This is a genomic window from Marinobacter similis (genome assembly GCF_000830985.1).
GTDB classification, from domain to species: domain Bacteria; phylum Pseudomonadota; class Gammaproteobacteria; order Pseudomonadales; family Oleiphilaceae; genus Marinobacter; species Marinobacter similis.
Genome location: NZ_CP007151.1, coordinates 2,588,478 through 2,608,432, shown reverse-complemented (window position 1 = coordinate 2,608,432; position 19,955 = coordinate 2,588,478). Strand labels below are relative to the sequence as shown.

Sequence of the window (19,955 nt, the reverse complement as noted above, 5' to 3'; positions counted from 1 at the left end):
ATGGACACCCAATGCTCACACTAGACACATTCCTGGCGACACCCTGGCTACTGTTCCTGTCCGTCACCCTGCTATCCCTCTGCATCGGCAGCTTTCTCAACGTGGTCATCCTGCGCCTGCCGAAGATGATGCATCAGGACTGGCGCTGCCAGTGCGAAGAATTCCTGGAGCTGCCTGAAACCCAGAGAAAGCCGGAAGAGCGGATCACCCTGTCCAAACCGGCATCGACCTGCCCTTCCTGTGGCCACACCATTCGGGCCTGGGAGAACATTCCGGTGATCAGCTACCTGGTTCTTGGCGGCAAGTGCGCCTCCTGCAAGACCGGCATTTCCCCCCGCTATCCGATCATTGAAGCGATCACTGCCCTGCTCTCCATTGCCACCGTCGCAATCCTTGGCCCAACCGAGGCCGCGCTTTGGTCGTTGTTGCTGGTGTGGTCCCTGGTGGCTTTGACGGTGATCGACTTCGACACCCAACTGCTACCGGACAGCATTACCCTGCCCCTCCTCTGGCTCGGCCTGGTGCTGAATTACTTTGACTTGCTGACCGACTTCACCAGCGCGTTCTGGGGCGCAGTCTGGGGCTACTTGTCCCTATGGTCGGTGTACTGGCTGTTCAAACTGGTCACTGGCAAGGAAGGTATGGGCCATGGTGACTTCAAACTACTGGCCGCACTAGGCGCGTGGCTGGGCTGGCAGCTGCTGCCAGCAGTGATTCTGCTGTCTTCGGTGGTTGGCGCAGTGGTTGGCATCAGCCTGATGATTCTCAAAAAGCATGGCCGCGAGGTGCCAATCCCGTTTGGCCCCTACCTTGCGGCTGCGGGCCTGCTGTGCCTCTGGTTTGGAACCGAGATCCAACGCTTCTGGTTTGGCTTTTTAGGTGTGTAACTGATGGCGATTGTAGGCCTTACCGGCGGTATCGGCTCCGGCAAATCTACCGTTGTGCGCATGTTCGGGGATCTCGGCGTCCACTGGGTCGACGCAGATGATGTTGCCCGCGAAGTGGTCGAGCCAGGCACGCCCGCACTCAAAGCCATTGCCGAGCATTTTGGCACGGACATCTTGGATGCCGCCGGTGCCCTTGACCGCGCACAGCTTCGGACCATTGTGTTTGAAAAACCGGGAGAGCGGGAGTGGCTGGAAGCCCTGCTACATCCAGTCATCCGGGAAGAGCTGATTCGCCAGCTGAAGCCGGAGCATTACTCACTGCCTTACGTGCTCTTGGTCACGCCCCTGCTGTTCGAAACCGATCAGCACCAACTTGTGGATTACGCCCTGGTGGTGGATGTTCCCGTAGATGTTCAAATCGAGCGTACCGTGGCAAGGGACGCCAACTCACGGGAACAAGTCGAGCGCATTATTGCGGCACAGATGTCGAGAGATCAGCGCTGCGGGAAGGCTGACGCTATAATTGATAACAACCGCCCACACGTTGACGTGGAGCGTCAGGTTCATGAATTGCATAAAAAGATGTTGGTGGACTTTGCCTGACCGCGATTCTCGTTCCCTGCTGACAGGCATCACCGCCGCATGCTTTTTGTTGTCCCAAGGACCCGCTAAAGCAGCTGAACCTGTCTTCCGGGTTCAGGAACGGCCGGTGCCCGATGTTCTGGCGCCCGGCTCTTTACCTGAGTCCTTCTATACGTTTTCCCCCGAGGAGTATTGGGACGAGCCAAGGGATTCCTACTGGTTCGAATTCAGCAACTGGGTGTTGCTGCAGGGACGGACGCATAATCCCAGAATTGAACGTCTAGGCCAGTGGGCCGATCGCACCTTGTCAGGCAGTCAGCACGACCTCCCCAACAACGCCAGTTACCTTCGCGTCGGATTTGCCACTGAATCAGAGTACGGCGATCCGTTTCAATTCGAGCCGGAGGCCCGATTCCGTCTCGATGTTCCCACAACCCGCCGCAAACTTCGCTTGGTTATTGAGAGTGAGAGCGAAGAGCTGATCCCGCTGGAAGAGCGGCAGCGAGACCGTCAATTAACGGAAACCGATCGTACCGACACCGACACTACCGGTGCCCTGCGTTATCTGACCCAGATCGGCGATGCCATCAACCTGTCCAATGACGTGGGTGCGCGCCTGAGATTTCCGCCCGACGCATTCTGGCGAGCCACGGCCAAGAAGAAATGGCGGCTGGACGATGACTGGCTGATGAGTGTGCAGCAACGCTTCTATTACTACCACAGTGATGGCTGGGGCGAGCGCACCTGGCTTGGCTTTGGTCGCTCGGTCGGTAATGGCTGGTATTTTCAGTCTTCATCGGAACTGGAGTGGGTGCACAGGAATCGGAAATTCGTGGCGGCCCAGATCTTTAGTGTCGATAAGCGACTGAACAACCGCTCAACCCTGACACCCCGACTGGGGGTTCTGGGGGAAAGCCAGCCGTCCTGGCGCCCTACCACAGCCTTTGCGGACTTGACCTGGCGGTACCGCTTGCACAGTGACTGGGTTTACGCGGAAGTAATTCCTGCGCTGGAATTTCCGCGGGAAGAGAGTTTCAAGGACCGGGCATCGGTGCTTTTCAGGATAGAATTGTATTTTTCCGGCAGCCTTGAACGCCCTTACCTGGATTAACTATGCCAAGACACCCGTCCCGTCCCGCGCAGGACGCCCTGACACTTACGCCAATCGCTCTCACCCGGTCGTGTTTTCGCGACAAGTTCGGCGTGCCTCGGCAACCAGGACTGACCCGATACGCCCATGCGGAACTTGTCATCGAACCACCTTACGATCGTGAGGATGCGTTTCGGGGTTTGGAATCGGCTACCCATCTCTGGCTCACCTTTCAGTTCCACGAAGCGGTTCGCGCCGAGTGGCGGCCAGTGGTTCGGCCACCTCGTCTTGGCGGTAACCGCAAGGTAGGTGTGTTTGCCAGCCGGTCGCCATTCAGGCCCAACAGCCTGGGGCTCTCGGTGGTCAGGAACCGGGGGCTCAGCCGCAGAGACGGCCGACTGATCCTGAACATCAGCGATCACGACCTGATCGACGGCACCCCTATTCTCGACATCAAACCCTACCTGCCATTTTCCGACGCCGTGCCCGAGGCCTCACTGGATGGGCCGACAGCCCGCCCACTGAGCGGCTGCCGGTCTCGTTCCTGCCAGAGGCAGAACAACAACTCCAGGCCCTCCCGCCTGAGGATTACCCGGACCTGCAAAACCTGATCAAAGACGTGGTCAGTTACGACCCACGGCCCTCGTTCCGCCGAGGCCGGCAGGAAGAGCGTATTTACGGGGCGCACCTTTACGATTTGAACGTTCGCTTTCGCTTCGTGAACCTTGATTCACAGGAACGTGTCGAAGTCCTAACTGTCTGTTAAACTCCGGCAGGTGAGTTAGTCGTCGACACAGGGAACTCGTGCATTGCCTTCAAACCGGTTTTTAAAACGCCTGGGAATCAGGCCGCTCGCGGCCCGGTTACTTGCGTATGTGTTGCTGTTCAGCCTGATGTTTTCACTGGTTGCGACCGGTATCCAGATGATCGGCGAATTTGAACGCCGGAAGGAAGACCTGCAAAGCACCCAGGCCCGTGCTGCCGAATTGGTGTCGGGCAGTATGAGTAACAACATCTGGTTGATGAATTACAGCGAGGTTGCCAACAGCTCGATGATATGAAAGCCGTCAATGCTATCCAGCACGCCCGGGTCATTACCACGACCGGTGACGAGTTCACCACCGGCACCTTTCCCGAAGGCCGGGTCATCTCCCAGACCTTTCCTCTGATTTTCGACCGGTCCACGTTTCGCAGCCCCGAAGATGTTGGCAAGCTCACCCTCACTTCGTCGGTGGAGCGCATCTACGACGACCTCAGGGATCGGGCGTTGCTGAACCTGCTGTTTCAGTCCATTGTGGTCATGCTGGGCACCTTTGGGTTGCTGATCATTGTTCGCCTGACGCTTTCGCGGCACCTTGAGGCCATGGCCGACTACGCCGCCAGACTCAATCTGGATGCTTTGGTTGATCCGCTAAAGCTCAAACGCTCCCCACCCAAAACGCCGGATGAGCTGACCGAACTGGAGCAGGCGCTGAACAAGATGCGACTCCAGATCCTCGAAGACACCCAGTCCCTGCGCCAGACTACGATCCAATCCCAGGGCGAACGGGATCAAGCGGTAAGAGCCAATCACGCCAAGAACCAGTTTCTCGCCAACGTCAGCCACGAACTCCGCATCCCCCTGCAATCAGTGCTCGGCTATGCCAACCTGCTCACCGACACCCCCCTGGACCAGGAACAGAGCGAATACGTTGCCACCCTGCTGAACGCATCCGAAGGCTTGTCAGCCATTATCAATGATCTGCTTGATATTTCAGCAATGGAAGCGGGCAAACTGGTACTGGACGATATTCCATTTGATCTGCGGGAAACCCTGAACGATCTGGTGCACATGCTTGGGCCCAGGGCACGAGAAAAAGGCCTGGCGCTCGAGCTGCGTATTGATGAGAACCTGCCCTGGGTTCTGAAGGGCGACCCGGTTCGGGTTCGCCAAATTCTTCTCAACCTGACCTCCAATGCCATCAAATTCACCGATTCCGGCCACGTGTTGATCAGCATTGAAGTGCTCGGCCGGCGCGACGGCGAGCTCAGGCTTCGCCTTGCGGTTGAAGACACCGGCGTTGGCATCAATCCCCAAGATATTCCCCTGGTGTGTGAACCCTACGTTCAGCTTGAACAACGCTTTCAGCGACAGCTGCCCGGTGCCGGCCTTGGCCTGACCATTTGCCGACAGCTGGTCAATCTGATGGAGGGTTCACTGGATCTGGAGAGTCGTCCTGGCGAAGGCTCCACCTTCTGGATCGAGCTCAAACTTCCGGTAGCACCGGAAAGCTCAACCCGGGTCAGGCCAGATGACCGGATGGTTAAAAACCGCCGCATCCTGGTGGTGGACTCTTACGAGCTTTCCCGCAAGATTACTCTGGAAATGCTCTCCCGGCATGACGTTCACATTGAGGCTGTAAAATCTGCCGGCGAGGCACTGACTTCCCTTCGCCAGGCCTTTGACAGCCAGCAGCCGTTTGACGCCATTGTTCTGGATGGCTTTGTTCCGGACATGGACAGCGACCTCCTGTGCCGGCAGATTCGCGGCAACCCATTGTGGGCCGACATGCGCCTGCTGATGCTGTCATCTAACCCCCAGCGCGGCGATGCGGAACACTTCCGCCAAGCCGGCGCCGACGCGTTCCTGAGCAAGTCGCTGCGCGAGTCCTGCCTGATGCCTATTCTGAATCAGCTCTTCGCAGACGCGGCAAAAAAGGAACGGCGATTCCTGACCCGGTTCTCGCTGCAGGCCGTCACCGATTCATCCCGCCGTCGGGAACTGCCCTGTGGACGGATGAAAGTGCTGCTGGTTGAAGACAATCCAGTCAACCGCACTCTCACCCGCAGGCTGCTGGAAAAACTGGGCTGTGATGTGATGACGGCCAACGATGGCGAAGCAGCCGCCAGTCTGTGGCAGGTCAATCCGTTCGATCTGATCTTCATGGATTGTGTGATGCCCCGGGTTGACGGATTTGAAGCCACACGGCGACTGCGGCAGTGGGAAGCCACAAACCAGCGTGATCGCACCCCTGTGGTGGCGCTCACAGCCAGTGCCATGGAAGAAGATGAGGAAAAATGCCGACGCGCCGGCATGGATTCGTTCGTAGCCAAGCCTGTCAATATTGAAATGTTGAGGGCAGTACTGGAACAATACTGTAAGGCGTCCGCAGTCTCCTGAGCAGATTGCTGGCAACAGTTACAGTTATACGAGCGTCAAAGGCAACCATGAACGTTGAATGCCCCACCTGCAAAAAAACCGTGGAATGGACCGAATCCAATCCGTTCCGCCCGTTCTGTTCGGAGCGCTGCAAGCTCATCGACCTCGGCGCCTGGGCCAATGAAGAGTACCGGGTTCCCGCCGAGAACGTCTCGCCGGACGATCTCGACCAGGGTGGCGAAGAAACCCGTCACTGAATAGTCTATCAAGCGCCAGATTAAACGCGGCTTACCACCTTTTAAGTTGAGTGCCCGGGGTCGGCCCGTTACCATACCCCAACTTTTTTAATCACTTACGAAAGGTGCATGCATGAAAGCGTCCCGTATTTCCCTGATGGTTCTGTCTCTCGCTGCAGCTCCGGCGTTTGCCGGCGATGTCGACCTGAGTCTCACTAACGACTCAGTCAAAGGCCAGGTAAACTTCCTGGGCAGCAACGACGAACTGCAACTGGGAACAGGCTACACCTACCGTGAAGGTGGTTTGGACATCCTGAACCTGGATTTTCACGCTCAGGGCCGTACCGCAATCGGCAACCTGCCGACCACTGCCGGTATCGGCATGCGTGCCATCGGTTGGGATGCCGATGAGCTGGACGGCGGCGCCGTTGCACTGGGTGGCTTCGCAACCCTGAACGTCCCCAAAGTACCCGGCCTGTCATTCACCGGCGGCCTGCACTACGCACCGAGCATCCTGGCCTTTGGTGACTCCGACGACCTGACCAGCCTGGAACTTCGGGTCAGCTATCGGGTGATCCGCAACGCCGAGGTTTTTGCCGGCTATCGCTACCTGAACACCGATCTTGACCGTCCGCTGCGTGGCGACGTCAATCTGGATGAAGGCGTTATGGCAGGCATGAAGATCTTCTTCTGATCTTCCGATCTGACCCAGCATCAGGGTCACGAAAATGAAAAAGGCGCCCACTTGGGCGCCTTTTTTCGTGCCATCTCACGCTTTGTCAGTTTCCCCACTGATAGACTGAACGCCTGAATTTTCGGTGGGGATAGTCAGGTATGCGACTGAAATCGCGGCTCGCTTTTTACGCAGCATTTACCGCTCTTATGGGCTGCAGCGGTGGCGACGATGCCATACGTGATGTAAGGGGCAACCCCAATGATTTTTCCGGCGGACAAAATCCTGTCAACGATTTCAGTTCCGCCAGCACTGGTGATTCCAGTAACAGTAGCGGTCTAGCCGCCAACGAAGTCCGGATTACCATGGAAGTCCCCGGCGGAGTGGCACCGGACGCCGAACTCACCAGGCGAAATTTAAGAATTGTTCAGCCTGATCGGGTGCAGGTGTACACCACCAACACGTCACTCCAGAACCTGGGGGCAGTTCCGGTGTCCATACGCACCGATGACAACGGCTTTAGCGTTATTGGCTTTGACGAGGGGCAGCCCCTGCGCCCCGATATCATCATTGAGGCCAGTTACAACAACACTGTGATGCGAGCCCTGGCAGCCGACGCCGACCGCGATGTGAAGATCAATCCTTTTTCCGAATACCTGGTTCGCAACACCCTCGCCGAATACAGCGAAAGCCAGCTACAAGGCATTCTGGACTGTGTAGCAGACGCCGGTGGTCAGCTTTGCCTGAATAAATACGTGTGGTCGACCCTTGCTGACCAGGTGCACGATTTCGAAATCGATATCTCATCCGACGCAGACCTGAATCTCGCTCTTACGACACTCTCTGATCGTGGTGATTTTTCCAACTACGTTGCGGCCATGGCTGACTATGCCCTGCTCGATGAAACTTCCTCTGGCAAGATCAGCGCCACCTCGGCAGATTACAATGCGGTGTTTTTTGGCGTTGAGTTGGGCCAGACGTCCCTCGAGAGCTCACTGACAAACTCCGGCCAATGGGGTGTTCGCCTTGCTAAAGAAGAACGGCTAGAGGACATCAACGGCGTCGGCTACGTCTATCCGGCACTTACACTGACCAGTTTCGATGCCTTCAACATAAAGGTGACATCGCTCGCCAGCGACATCCCCTACGAGCGTGAAGCGCTCATTCATCAGGCTGGCAACAACTTCTTCCTGCGCGGCTCAGATCAATGGTCACTCAACACCCACGCTTCATCTCCCGGTGCCGCCACACTACTGGACGATTCCCGACTTTTGGCAGGTCGAGCGCTTTACCAGAGCATCACAGGGCGAGGCACGTCCAAAACTCTCGGTTGGACCCGCAACCCCTATTACCTTGATGCCTACACGTCTCCCCCGGTGTCCGAGACCGTCGGCCCGGACCGGGTTATCAGCGGCTACTTCAGCGCCGGTAAAGCCATCGAACTCGAAGAAGCCGGCGAAGAACTAAAACGCAAAGAGACCGTTGAAGATCACTACCTGTCGGTATTGGAGATTGACCTGTTACGGGAGCTGGACTTCAAACTGGACACGCTCAATGGCAGGGAGCTCAACGTCGTGTACCTTGCTCTGCAGTTCACTGAAGGAGAAAGGGGCGAGGGCTCCGTGCCGGTCGCCTTTGAATCCGGCCTGGGCACCTGGAACATTGCAGTGGACGGCGCAGCGGAGGATGGCCGGGCTACCGCAACCATCACCCAAAACCAAACTATCCAACAGATCCAAAGAGGCTCCGGCGGCGGCGTGTCCTCAAGCGCTGATGTTCTGCTCACGCCTTGGACCCTGAGCTCCCGCACCGCCCGGCTCAGTGATTGTGACCAAAACATTGGCCGACTGAACCTGGACGAAGACGATGCCTCAGGATCTTTTCAGCAGCCGGACATCGGTGTCGGCGCCAGCAATCCCGACGGTGATCTGCTGGCGTTCAACCTGAACGGAAGCCCTGGAGGAGACGGCCTGCTCATCGCAGCCGCCCAAACCGGCTCGCCCGCACCGGCCAGCGGCCGCTTCAGACTGCAAGGTGTTCGCCTTGGGCTGGAGAACGACCGTAACACCCTGGCCCACTTCGAGAATTCAATTCTCACCATTACGTCAGGCAGCACAGCTACTCTGACACCTCGCACTTTAAACGTTTCCCACTCGGTGAGCGATGAAACGGTCTCTGCGCCGGAGCTCCAGGAATCTGCCGACATTGCCCTCACCTACTCCGACCTGAGCGATGGTCAGGTGCTGTTTACCAGTTCCAGTTCCAATGCCAACCTCAACCTGGACGGTTTCTTCACCGACGACCAAACTCAGTTCTACCTGCGCCTCAGGGCTACTCAGGCGGGTGAAGAACAAATAGGTCTGGTGCTGGCAACGCGAATTCCAGAGCCCTCATGAGCCGAAAAGCCCTGTTCCTGAAGGCGCTGACCCGACTGGCAGACGGCAGCGTATAACCTGTTATAATCGTTGGCATATCGTTCGTGACGAGAGGTTTTATGTCTGCCGCCAAACGTGGTCTGTTGCTCTTTCTCCCGCTAATTGCATTTGCCGTGGGGGTGGTTTCTATGTGCCCCCTGCCAACATGGACGACGGGCATTCAGGCTCGGAGCTGCCGCTGACATCCCTGCCGGCACTACCAAAATGGGCGCATCAGGGCCTGCCCGACTTCACCAGCTACAGTGACACCACAGAGAAAAAAGCCGCCTTTTTCTCGTATCTATACCCGCGTATTTTGCTGGCCAATTCCCGGATTCTGATCGAACGGGATTACCTGCAAAGTCTGGCCCAGAAACCTGAACTGTCTGAAGATGAACTGCAGTGGCTGAATGGTCACGCTGATCGGCTGCGAATCGACGCCGAGCCAGGCAGCAAGGAACAGTTTGCGCTGCTGCGTAAACGTCTGGACGTCATTCCACCATCCCTGATTCTCGCCCAGGCCGCCAATGAGTCTGCCTGGGGCACATCCCGCTTTGCCACCAAGGGCTACAACCTGTTCGGCCAGTGGTGCTTCTCAAAAGGTTGTGGACTGGTCCCGCGGAGTCGGGAGGAAGGGGCGAACCACGAAGTGGCAAAGTTCTCCTCACCCTTCCGTTCGGTACGGGCATACATCCAGAACCTGAACCGGCACCCGACGTATCAGGAGCTCCGGGATATTCGGCTTCAGGACCGTCGAGGCAACGATCCCCTCTCCGGCCCTGAACTGGCTGGTGGGTTACTCGGGTACTCCGAACGTGGTCAGGACTACGTTGAAGAAATCCGGGCGATGATCCATTACAACAACCTGTCCTACTACGATGATGATTTTCGGGAGGTGATCCGCGACATGACCCCGGATCGCCTTCAGCAGCTGGCCACGGCGACACCGGAAGCTACACTCCTGCCCGGCCAGAAAACGGCTGGCACGGAGCCGAGTGACGGCTGAGTTCACTAACAAAAACCTAACTCCAGAGACATTCCGGAATGCTTCACTTTTTGCCTGCGCCGCTGAAAGGAACCCTGGCGGCACTACTCATCCTGAGCAACACCCTGGTGCTCTTTCCAGTTCTGCTGCTGTTCGCGATCGGCAAGCTGGTTTTACCCGTCGTACCTGTAAGAAAGTCCTGCACGGTTGTGCTGAACCGGATTGCCTGGATCTGGATCGGATTTAATAACTTGCTGATGGACACGCTGCATCAGGTGAAGTGGGATGTGCGGGGCGTGGAAAAGCTCAGCCCTGAACACTGGTATTTTGTCACCTGCAACCATCAAAGCTGGGCGGACATCCCGGCCATTCAGTACGTATTGAACAGCCGTATCCCGTTACTGAAGTTTTTTCTCAAAAAGGAACTGATCTGGGTGCCGTTTTTGGGGGTTGCCTGGTGGGCGCTGGATTTTCCGTTCATGCATCGCCATACCAAAGAGCAGATTGCCAAACGGCCGGAACTTAAAGGCAAGGACGTCGCAGCAACCCAGGCCGCCTGTGAAAAGTTCCGCCACACGCCGGTAACGGTGTTCAATTTCATGGAAGGTACTCGATTTACCCTTGAAAAACACCAGCACCAGGGCTCACCGTACAAGCATCTTCTGAAACCACGTGCAGGAGGCACCGCCTTCGTCCTGCAGGCTATGGGTGAGATCATTCACACCATGCTGGACGTCACGATCGTCTATCCGGATGGCAAGGCAGGCTTCTGGGACTATCTATGCGGACGCATCCGTCACATCGTTATCGATGTGCGCACACGGGAAATCCCGCCTCGCTTTCTGGGCATGGATTACGAGAACGACCGCGAAATGCGCAAAGATTTTCAGCGATGGATCAGTGAGCTCTGGGCCGACAAGGATGCCCGTATCGAAGCCTTGAAACCCGGCTAGGCAGAGTTAAAGCAGCCCCAGCTCCCTTGCCCGGACAATAGCCTGAGTACGCGACCTCACTGCCAGCTTGGCGTTAATTCTGCGCGCGTGGGTTTTGACCGTGTGCAGCGAAATATGAAGCTTGTCAGCAATTTCCTGGTTCGACAGCCCTTTCGCAATCAGCTCCAGAACACCCTGCTCCCGATCACTGATTGGCTCCGCCAGTGCCTCAGCGGACTCCGTTTCAGGCTGAATGCGGTACAAGCGACCCAGGGAGTCCTTAAACGGCCCATTCGCGATCTGGGCGAACCCTTTTGTCATCAGGTCCCGAAGTTCATTCTGGAGCTCCGCAAACGGACTGATGAAGTGCTCCCGCGATGCTTCGGCGACCACCGAAGCCAGGATCTTTTGCGCTGCGCTAAGCCCCTTCTCTTCCTGGGCGAGCACTGCCTCCAGCAATCGAATGTGCAATTCCACTCCCCACGGAATCACCGCCTCATAACGCTCCCGAATGCCCGTCAGGGTTTCGCGGGCACGTACGCTGTCGCCGCGTGCCAGAGCCACCCGGACGTCCATGCAGTCCAATAGCCCAGGCATCATCGGGAAAAGTTCCGGCACACAGCCCGCCTGACGATAAGGCTCCAGCTTGGCGACCGCCTGAGCGGCACTATCCACCTGATTCTGGGCCAACCAGCAACTGGCCTTGAGTGCTTCCAGCACGGGAACAAACAGGGTTTCATCCACCTGCCAGGCGTGCATGGTGCGTTCGGCACGACCGATCCAGACGAACGCATCATTCAGCCGGCCTGCCGCTCGACACATCAGAACGCGAACAGACATTGCCAACAGCAACCCAAGGTCACGGGTACGCTCGGCATGACGACCGCACGTGACCAGCAAACGGTCAGCCTCTGTGTCTCGACCCTGATGCCACAACACCAGCACCAGATTCAGCTGCAGCCGGGTTTCACCGATCTTGGCCGGCCTTGCCAGTTCGTGCATCGCGGTATCCAGCCCGGTACGCAATAGCTGCTCCGCATGCTTTAACGCCCCCTTACCCAGCTCAATTCTGGCATGGGCGTATACCGCCAGCGCCTCCGAGCCCGCATCGCCCGCTTCCCGAGCAAGACGTGCTGCGGCGCGATTGGCATCTCTCGCCTCCGTGAAGCGGCCACAGGCACACAATGCGCTTGATCTCACCATCTGGGTAACCAGCTGCCCCTGAGTGGACAAATCACCTGCACTCAGGGCCTGGTCAGCCATTTCCAAAGCCGGTACTACCTTGCCTTCTCCCCGGAGGATAAACGCTCTCAGCGCGCAGATGCGTGCCGCATGCTCCTGAGCATCAGACGCGTCGAGCCCATCAATCAGGGATCTGGCCTGACGAAACTGTCCGCCTATGGCATGAACCCAACCATAAACAATTCTGAGTCGGGCACTGCGCTCCAGAAGCTGATTCGGCAGGCTCTTTCGTAACCGCAACAGGGAGGCAGTGTCCTGCCCGAGCAGTAAAGCTTCTGACCCCTCTGAGGCGATCGCCACTACCGCCTCCGAATCACCAGCCAGTAAAGCGTATTTCAAAGCTTCCGGGAACTGTTCCCGCTCTTCAAACCACTGGCTGGCATAACTCATGCGGTCTACGTGCCCGGCCATAACCGGTGCTTTCAGCCATTCCTGCAGCAGAGGATTCATTCTGTACCAGCGTCCTCGACCGGGCATGGCCTTTAACGGCAAACCATGCTCCATAGCCTGGGACGGCACAAAACCTATTTCGGGCATCACCGGAGCCAATGCAAGGAAGAACTCATCAGAACACAGCTCAAGCTCCGCCATGACACGAACAGAACGTCGTTGCGCAGAGGTGAGATTACCCAGAACCGATTCTTTCAGAAAACACTCTACGCTATTGGTTTCCTGCACTGGCTTGAGCTCACTATGGCGGCCCAGCTCCCGCCGGTAAAGGGCGAGCGGCGTCGGCCAGCCTTCGGTCATGTCATACAGATTGTCGATGGCCACACTGGTGAGCTGGTTTGATTCCAGCAACTGGCCGTAGAACTCGAACGTTTCGGATCGGCTGAACTCCAGGGTCTCACTGGCCAGACGACTGAAACGGTTTTCAAGCTCAAGACCGTGGGTTTCAAATGGCAACGCGCGCCGTGAAAGCAGCACCATCGACAAACAGGCCGGAAGATCGGACATCAGCTGTTGCAGCAACGCAACCACAGCGGGGTTACCAAGGTTTTGAACATTGTCGAGAATGAGTGTCCGTGAAGGCGATTCTGGCTGCCGCTCCAGTGTGACCAGCATCATCGCCAGCGCATCTGAAAACGTTGCCCCACCCTTCAGGCTACTCTCGGAGGCCTCCGGCAAGTCGAGTGCAATAGCAATAAGCGTCAGAAATCGGGAAGGCGAATTATCCTGCTCACTCAGCGCTACCCAGCGAAATCTGTCCGGGTGAACGTCGGCAGCATGCAGGCCCGCCGTCACGGCATGAGATTTACCGTAGCCGCAGGGCGCTTCAACAAACAGCACCCCCCGGGGAATGAGCGCTTCGCCAATCAGCTGGTCCAGGGCCGGCCGCGCCAATGCATCGACCGGCAACAGCGGGATCTGAAGCCTTTGCCTCAACAGGTCCCGAACCAGTTCACCTCGCTGCAGATTACTGTTAGCTGACTGAAATTCGTCGTTGGCTGCACAGCCATCATTGAAAGGTTTCACGCACTGCCCCGCTGCAAACCGGCCAATTGGAATGGCAATCTTTGACCGGAAAATGGATCTCTGCATTGAACTTCGATTGGCGACCGACTCCGAGTACGCCTTTAGTATGACTGGAAGGTTAAACCAATTCGGGGGCGAGCTGCAAAATTTTGACGTGAAAGGGTTTTCCGAGGAGACAGGTTCTTTGGCGGCAATCTCGCAGGGCTGCATTTGCATGCCACAAACAAAAACGGCGGGCCCAAGGCCCGCCGTTTTCCGCTTCTTATCTTTACCTTATCGAGTACCCGCCCGACGAAGTGCCGCCGGCGTGTAATCCCTAGACTGACGCTCAGCGCCAAACTCGTAAGGATCTTCTTCCTCGTTGGTCAGACCCAGCGCCAAGTAACGACCAGAGAGCAGATCGTAAAGGGTCTCAATGGCGTACCAGGGCACATCATGGTCGTAGAACTGCATGGCGTGAGCCTCAGCCACTCGCCACAGCTCACCGCGGCCATCGTAGTGATCGATAATCGATGCCTGCCAAGTGTCTTCATCGAAGTAGAAGTCACGCTGCGCGTAGATGTGGCGTTCGCCATCCTTCAGGGTAGCGCGCACATGCCAAACACGATGCAACTCATAACGAGTCAGATCCTGATTGATGTGGCCAGCCTTGACGATCTCATCATAGGTCAGGCTTGGGTCCACCAACTCGTAGGAATTGTACGGGATGTACATTTCCTTCTTACCCACTAGCTCCCAATTGTAGCGGTCAGGCGCACCGTTATACATGTCGAAGTTATCGGTGGTTCGCTGGCCATCGGCAGCTGTACCTGGTCCGTCGTACGAAACTTGAGGCGCGCGACGCACACGGCGCTGACCCGCATTGTATAGCCATGCGCGACGTGGCTCAGCAACCTGGTCGATAGTCTCATGCACCAGCAATACGTTACCGGCCAAACGAGCCGGTGCTGTGATCGCCTGCTTGAAGTAGAACAGAACGTTGGGGTCTTCGCCTGGCTCAAAATCTTTGAGCGCCGTACGCCAGGTGAACTCGTCCTGGAACTTAACCACAGAGTAGGCGCCACCTGCGGTCGGCGTTACCTGACCCACATTCCGAGCAACAGATCCGCCACGATAACGGGTGATGTGATTCCAGATCACTTCAAGCCCATTCTGAGGAATGGGGAACGGAGTGGCTTCGGTATAATTACCGAGACCGTTACCGCCTTTGATCAGCTCAACCTTGGTCGCGTTAGCAATCGTTTGCTGCTCAACGTCATCCGGATAGGTTGCAGTGCGATGAGTTTCATAGACCGGCAGAAAATAGTCATCGTAACGCTTGATCATCGCAATCTGGCCTGCGGACAGGTTGTCTGCGTACTGATCTACGTTGCTCTGATCAATGACGAACTTGGGCTCCTCACCTTCAAAGGGATCTACGTAACGGCCGTCGCCTTTGTAGCCTGCCGGTGGCGTACTCAATCCGCCATCCCAGGCGGGAATGGCGCCGCCGTTGCCGGCTTTCTCTGCACCAATCGGCGTCAGGGAATTGCCCAGCTTGGCTGCCTCTTCGGCAGAAACTGCTCCATAGGCCTGGCCCGCAAAAATGCTTGCAGCCAATACGCCTGTGGCCAGAAGTTTCTTGTTCATTTTCATTTAAAGTACCTCGTTAACCGAATTCTTGCCGGTATCAGAATGAGTAAGACACACTCACTGTTGCGAAATCACGGTCAGTCAATTCGTTGTACGGCTTGCCGTCAAAGAAGTTGGTGTAACCGATATTACCGGTAATTTTGTTCTGGTAGACAGCCTCAAGTGAGAGACCTACCGCTTTACTGCCTTCGCTGAAAGCACCGCCTGGTTGTGGGCTGTAACCCTCAACATCATGCGACCACGCCAGCTGCGGACGCAAATTTATGCCTGCAAACACGTTCGGGTAATCCCAAACGAAGCGTGCACGGTAACCCCAAGAGAAGTCCGTGGTAAAGCCGTCATTGGTGCAGTAGTTAGTATTGATGTTAAGTGCTGCGCCGGTTGATCCAGAACCGTCACAGGCGCCACCCGGCAACGTACCAATGCCGAAGTTACCAGAACGTCCAAAACGACCTTCGTCATTGTCAGGCAGATCGTGGATATAAGTGGCACCAAACTCGGTGATCAACGACAGGCGGCTAGCGCCCATTACCTGATCGAAGAATTTAATGAGCGTAAACTGTGCCTGTGAAACCTTGAAGCGGTCGTAACCGTCCACTTTCTGGCCACTCAAATCCGCACCGCCAGCTTCGGCTTCACGAGCGTCCTGCAACAGACTCGCATTTTCGCCGGTCTCAGGGTTCTGCAATTGCAGACCGCCATAGATCAGCTCAAACGCACTCCACTGCAACGGCAGGTTCGGACGGAAGCTGTACTCCGCGCCCAACGACCAACCGCCGGGAGTTGTGGTGTTAATACTGATGCCGTACAGGTCAATATTTTCCGGATACTCAATAAAGTAGGACGGAAAGGTTACACCATTGCTCGGGTCATTAACCTGACCACTAACATACGGCAAGCGACTGTTATACTTGATGTAGTAAAAGCCCAGTTCCGAATCGTTCAGTGCCGGCACATACCAGCGCATGGCAACACCAAACTGATCCCGGGAATCGGCTTCTTCGTCACCCAGTCGCGGAGCAACGAGCCCTTGGGCCAAAGCCTGGGAATCAGACAACTGCCCCGCCAGCAGTACCGGACCACAGCCATCTGCCGCAAAATCGTTAGTGGAGAAGAAAGTGCCGCAATCGTCCGGCTTGACCGGTTCCCAATCCGCCTGGACAAAGGTTTCCAGGGTGATGTTTTCGGTAACACCTGCAGAAGCGTAGAACATCTCAACCGGAAGCAGAGCATCTTTCAGTTCAGCGCCCGGCGCCCGGAAGGCAGGTACGTCAACCGGGTTGATAACGTTGATTCCGCCCTGGATAAAGGTGCTTTCACCCCAGCTTAGTACCTGGCGACCATAACGTAGGCTCACAGGAGTGTCGCCAAAGTACCAGTCAGAGAACACGTAGGCATCGAGGAGTTCCGCGCCGGAAGCGTTGTCTTTGGCTTCGTCGTTCAACTCTCGACGCTGGCCGACCGGGTCTTCCGCACGCTGTTCGTCTTTGAGCTCAAAGTCATAGTAGTAGCGACCCCGAACCAGACCACCAACGCGAGTCAGCACATCACTGTCGACGTCATAGTTCAGGAACAGTTCACTGTTACCCTTTACAACCTTGGAGTAAGTATCGCCTTTCTCGAAATTCAGGTTGCCATCGTCAAAATTGTTGGAGGACGACCCTTCATTGGCTCTAGGTTGACCTGGCGCATACTCGGGCCCCAGGTTACCAGGCGCAATCAGGCGCTTGTCCTGATCCGCCAACCGCCAACCGACACCCGCGGAAAGCGTAGTGTTGAACTGGGCTTCGACATCCCCTACGTAGAATGAATAGGCTGCGGCTTGACCGGACACGCCGGCCGCAACTGCTACGGCTAGCGGCAATTTTGTCCAACGCTGCCATTGTTGTGTTTTTCTTGTCATTGGAAGGCTACTCCATTGTTGTTCTGAGTCGCTGCTCTGATTATTGGTATTCACGATGTATAGGAGGCTTCATGCACAGTGCTCGTGATGTTGGCACTATAGCTAACGCTGTCCAGCGCTTTGATCAGTCAAAAGTATGATTTTGCCTTCATACCCCATTTACCAGCGGGTTTACTCGCACCGCTTCACTATAGACAACAAATCTGGATGCAACCACTTTGGTTTGGCGGGGTTTTCTTGGGGAAACAGGAAGGAGATTCGGGCCCATCCCTGGGCCCTAGAGCAGGAGTTTAAAGCAATTCAATAGCCATGGCCGTGGCCTCACCACCGCCGATGCAAAGAGCCGCAATACCCTTTTTCTTGCCATAACGCTGCAGCGCGTACATCAGGGTAACGAGAAGGCGAGAACCAGTAGAGCCTACAGGGTGCCCCTGGGCACAAGCGCCGCCATGTACATTTACCTTTTCCGGATCGAGACCCAGCTCGCGGATAGGCATCATGGCGACCATGGCAAAGGCCTCGTTGATCTCAAACAGGTCGACCTCTTCTTTACTCCAGCCAGTTTTGCCGAGCAGAGTCTCGATGGCACCTACCGGTGCACAGGTGAATTCCGCAGGATGCTGAGACTGGGTGCTGTGGCCCACAATTCTTGCCAGCGGCTTCAAGCCACGCTTTTCCGCTTCTGATTCCCGCATCAGCACCAGGCCGAAGCGCCGTCAGAGATAGACGATGCGTTCGCTGCAGTCACGGTGCCGTCTTTGCTGAACGCCGGACGCAGGCTTGGAATCTTGTCGATGTTGGCGTTGAACGGCTGCTCATCGTCTTCAACAACGGTGTCGCCTTTACGGGACTTGACCGTCACCGGAACGATTTCGTCCTTCAACAGACCCTCGGTGATTGCACGCTGCGCGCGCTTGAGCGAGTTGATGGCATAGTCATCCATCTCTTCACGGGTGTATCCCTTCTTGTCCGCCATTTCCTGGGCGAAAGCGCCCATCAGGCGACCTGTTTCCGCATCTTCCAGGCCATCCAGGAACATGTGATCCTGCGCTGTGTCGCCAGGCCCCATGCGATAGCCTTTCCGCGCAGTGGGGAGAATGTAGGGCGCGTTGGACATGCTTTCCATGCCACCGGCGACCATGATGTCGTTGCTACCCGCCTTGATCAGGTCGTGGGCAAACATCGCCGCTTTCATACCGGAACCGCAAAGCTTGTTGATGGTGGTGGCACCGGTGTTGTCTGGCAGACCAGCCTTGCGCATGGCCTGGCGAGCAGGGCCCTGCTTGAGTCCGGCAGGCAGCACATTGCCCATGATCACTTCCTGGACATCAGCCGGCTGCAGGCCAGCACGTTTTACCGCCTCGGCAATGGTGAGAGCGCCAAGGTCCGGCGCGCTGACGGCGGACAGGCTGCCCTGAAAACCACCCATTGGGGTACGAACCCCACTGACAATCACTACGTTATCGTTGCTCATAGATCAATCTCTCTGTTATTGGCAGCAAAGTCATCGCTCTGCCCTTCTTAATGATTCAGTTCTACTGAATTCTTATGGGATTATTTATGGCTTGTGCGGTGCTTCCAGATACTCATGCGATTGCATTTCCAGCAGTCGTGATTCGGTTCTTTCAAACTCGAAACTGAGCCGGCCACCCGAGTAAAGCTCGGTTATAGGAGCCGCAGCGGACATGATCACCTTCACGTTGCGATCGTAAAACTCGTCCACCATGTTGATGAACCGACGCGCCTGATCATCATTCTCGCGCCCCAGGACAGGGACATTACTGATAATGATCGCGTGAAATTGCCGAGCCAGCTCTATGTAGTCGTTCTGACTACGGGGGCCGTCACACACATCCACGAAATCAAACCAGACTACGTCATCAGCATGAGCCTGGGCCGGAATCTTCCGCCCATTTATCTCCATGGTCTTGCTGTGCTTGCCGGCCTCCACCGCCAACGCGTCGAAACTCGCCCGCAGGCTGACATCAGCGTCGTCATCCAGCGGCGAATGAAACAGCTCCGCTTGCTCCAGAGTCCTGAGACGGTAATCGATACCACCATCGACGTTTACAACCTGGGTATGCTTTTTCACCAGGGCGATCGCAGGCAGGAAACGCGCCCGCTGCAGGCCATCCTTATACAGTCCATCGGGAACAATATTGGAGGTGCACACCAGAGTCACGCCACGGCTGAACAGGCCATCCATCAGGGTGGCGAGGATCATGGCGTCACCAATGTCGGAAACAAAGAACTCGTCGAAACAGATCACACGGGCTTCGTCAGCAAACTTCTTGGACACCAGCTCCAGTGGGTTTTTCTCGCCCTTAAGAGACTTCAGCTCGGTATGAACCCGCTGCATGAAACGGTGAAAGTGAACCCGCATTTTGCGATCAAAAGGCAGGGATTCGTAGAAGGTATCCATCAGGTAAGTCTTACCGCGACCAACGCCGCCCCAGAAGTACAGCCCGGTAACCGGTTCTTCCTTGCCCTTCTTCAGTTTTCGACGCAGCTTGGTCAACGCCTTATTACGATCACTTTCGGCATCGACCAGTTTGTCGTACAGTGACTGCAGACGGCTGACAGCATCTTCCTGAGCGGCGTCCTTCTGAAAATCCGCGCGTTCGAGATCCTTCTGGTAACGCTCCCAAGGAGTCAAGTTCACATTGGCATCGAAGGACTTGGAGTCTGTCATTTAGCTGTTCCCGGAGATCTGTCGTGAAATTTGGGGCGGCGTATTGTCGCGCATTTCGTCATTATTCGCCAC

The 19,955-nt window shown here is 56.3% G+C and carries 14 protein-coding genes and 2 pseudogenes; 11 read left to right on the top strand and 5 right to left on the bottom strand.

Annotated features, from left to right (window positions below; translation table 11 throughout):
• Positions 1-11 precede the first annotated feature (11 nt).
• From AU14_RS12070 to AU14_RS12025, 11 genes and pseudogenes are all read left to right on the top strand, one after another.
• Positions 12-887, top strand: coding sequence for a prepilin peptidase (locus AU14_RS12070; RefSeq protein ID WP_041341113.1), 876 nt, complete (start codon positions 12-14; stop codon positions 885-887).
• Positions 888-890: 3 nt separating this feature from the next.
• On the top strand, positions 891-1,490 hold the full coding sequence (gene coaE / locus AU14_RS12065) for a dephospho-CoA kinase (RefSeq protein ID WP_041341111.1): 600 nt from the start codon (positions 891-893) through the stop codon (positions 1,488-1,490).
• Positions 1,491-1,596: 106 nt separating this feature from the next.
• The gene (locus AU14_RS12060; RefSeq protein ID WP_236744038.1) at positions 1,597-2,580 is read left to right on the top strand and encodes a hypothetical protein; all 984 of its coding nucleotides are present in this window, start codon (positions 1,597-1,599) and stop codon (positions 2,578-2,580) included.
• Positions 2,581-2,582: 2 nt separating this feature from the next.
• A pseudogene (gene tsaA / locus AU14_RS12055) lies at positions 2,583-3,325 on the top strand (tRNA (N6-threonylcarbamoyladenosine(37)-N6)-methyltransferase TrmO).
• A 127-nt stretch (positions 3,326-3,452) separates the two neighbouring features.
• A complete protein-coding gene (locus AU14_RS21695) occupies positions 3,453-3,620 on the top strand; it encodes a hypothetical protein (protein ID WP_236744037.1) in 168 nt (55 codons plus the stop codon).
• Positions 3,617-5,719, top strand: a complete 2,103-nt coding sequence (locus tag AU14_RS12050; RefSeq protein WP_236744036.1) for a response regulator — start codon at positions 3,617-3,619, stop codon at positions 5,717-5,719. The genes AU14_RS21695 and AU14_RS12050 overlap by 4 nt, the downstream gene beginning before the upstream one ends.
• Positions 5,720-5,766: 47 nt before the next feature.
• Entirely contained in the window at positions 5,767-5,955 is a 189-nt protein-coding gene (gene yacG, locus AU14_RS12045) for a DNA gyrase inhibitor YacG (protein WP_041341109.1), read from the top strand.
• A gap of 112 nt (positions 5,956-6,067) precedes the next feature.
• Entirely contained in the window at positions 6,068-6,628 is a 561-nt protein-coding gene (locus AU14_RS12040; protein ID WP_041341107.1) for a YfaZ family outer membrane protein, read from the top strand.
• A 140-nt stretch (positions 6,629-6,768) separates the two neighbouring features.
• Positions 6,769-9,003, top strand: coding sequence for a hypothetical protein (locus AU14_RS12035; RefSeq protein WP_041341104.1), 2,235 nt, complete (start codon positions 6,769-6,771; stop codon positions 9,001-9,003).
• Between the two features lie 169 nt (positions 9,004-9,172).
• The gene (locus AU14_RS12030; RefSeq protein WP_236744035.1) at positions 9,173-10,027 is read left to right on the top strand and encodes a glucosaminidase domain-containing protein; all 855 of its coding nucleotides are present in this window, start codon (positions 9,173-9,175) and stop codon (positions 10,025-10,027) included.
• Positions 10,028-10,065: 38 nt separating this feature from the next.
• Complete coding sequence (locus AU14_RS12025) at positions 10,066-10,959, top strand: acyltransferase (RefSeq protein WP_041341101.1); 894 nt, start codon at positions 10,066-10,068, stop codon at positions 10,957-10,959.
• 6 nt (positions 10,960-10,965) lie between these two features.
• Here AU14_RS12025 and AU14_RS12020 read toward each other — a convergent pair whose 3' ends face one another.
• The 5 genes and pseudogenes from AU14_RS12020 to zapE all read right to left on the bottom strand — a co-directional run bounded on the left by AU14_RS12020 (position 10,966) and on the right by zapE (position 19,847).
• A complete protein-coding gene (locus AU14_RS12020) occupies positions 10,966-13,656 on the bottom strand; it encodes a helix-turn-helix transcriptional regulator (RefSeq protein ID WP_041343940.1) in 2,691 nt (896 codons plus the stop codon).
• A 273-nt stretch (positions 13,657-13,929) separates the two neighbouring features.
• Positions 13,930-15,291: a DUF1329 domain-containing protein gene (locus AU14_RS12015; RefSeq protein ID WP_041341098.1), complete on the bottom strand. Its 1,362-nt coding sequence runs from the start codon at positions 15,289-15,291 to the stop codon at positions 13,930-13,932.
• Positions 15,292-15,325: 34 nt separating this feature from the next.
• Positions 15,326-17,191 carry a DUF1302 domain-containing protein gene (locus AU14_RS12010; protein WP_041341096.1) on the bottom strand — a complete coding sequence of 622 codons (1,866 nt, stop codon included), beginning with the start codon at positions 17,189-17,191 and terminating at the stop codon, positions 15,326-15,328.
• A 290-nt stretch (positions 17,192-17,481) separates the two neighbouring features.
• Positions 17,482-18,665: pseudogene (locus tag AU14_RS12005) on the bottom strand (thiolase family protein).
• A gap of 84 nt (positions 18,666-18,749) precedes the next feature.
• Positions 18,750-19,847 carry a cell division protein ZapE gene (zapE, locus tag AU14_RS12000; protein WP_236744623.1) on the bottom strand — a complete coding sequence of 366 codons (1,098 nt, stop codon included), beginning with the start codon at positions 19,845-19,847 and terminating at the stop codon, positions 18,750-18,752.
• Between the last annotated feature and the right edge of the window lie 108 nt (positions 19,848-19,955).

Excerpts from the sequence above, each read along its gene's own strand:
- AU14_RS21695 (WP_236744037.1), top strand. The coding sequence starts at position 3,453 with ATGTTTTCACTGGTTGCGACCGGTATCCAGATGATCGGCGAATTTGAA.
- yacG (WP_041341109.1), top strand. The coding sequence starts at position 5,767 with ATGAACGTTGAATGCCCCACCTGCAAAAAAACCGTGGAATGGACCGAA.
- AU14_RS12035 (WP_041341104.1), top strand. The coding sequence starts at position 6,769 with ATGCGACTGAAATCGCGGCTCGCTTTTTACGCAGCATTTACCGCTCTT.
- AU14_RS12025 (WP_041341101.1), top strand. The coding sequence starts at position 10,066 with ATGCTTCACTTTTTGCCTGCGCCGCTGAAAGGAACCCTGGCGGCACTA.
- AU14_RS12050 (WP_236744036.1), top strand. The coding sequence starts at position 3,617 with ATGAAAGCCGTCAATGCTATCCAGCACGCCCGGGTCATTACCACGACC.
- AU14_RS12040 (WP_041341107.1), top strand. The coding sequence starts at position 6,068 with ATGAAAGCGTCCCGTATTTCCCTGATGGTTCTGTCTCTCGCTGCAGCT.
- AU14_RS12070 (WP_041341113.1), top strand. The coding sequence starts at position 12 with ATGCTCACACTAGACACATTCCTGGCGACACCCTGGCTACTGTTCCTG.
- AU14_RS12015 (WP_041341098.1), bottom strand. The coding sequence starts at position 15,291 with ATGAAAATGAACAAGAAACTTCTGGCCACAGGCGTATTGGCTGCAAGC.
- coaE (WP_041341111.1), top strand. The coding sequence starts at position 891 with ATGGCGATTGTAGGCCTTACCGGCGGTATCGGCTCCGGCAAATCTACC.
- AU14_RS12010 (WP_041341096.1), bottom strand. The coding sequence starts at position 17,191 with ATGACAAGAAAAACACAACAATGGCAGCGTTGGACAAAATTGCCGCTA.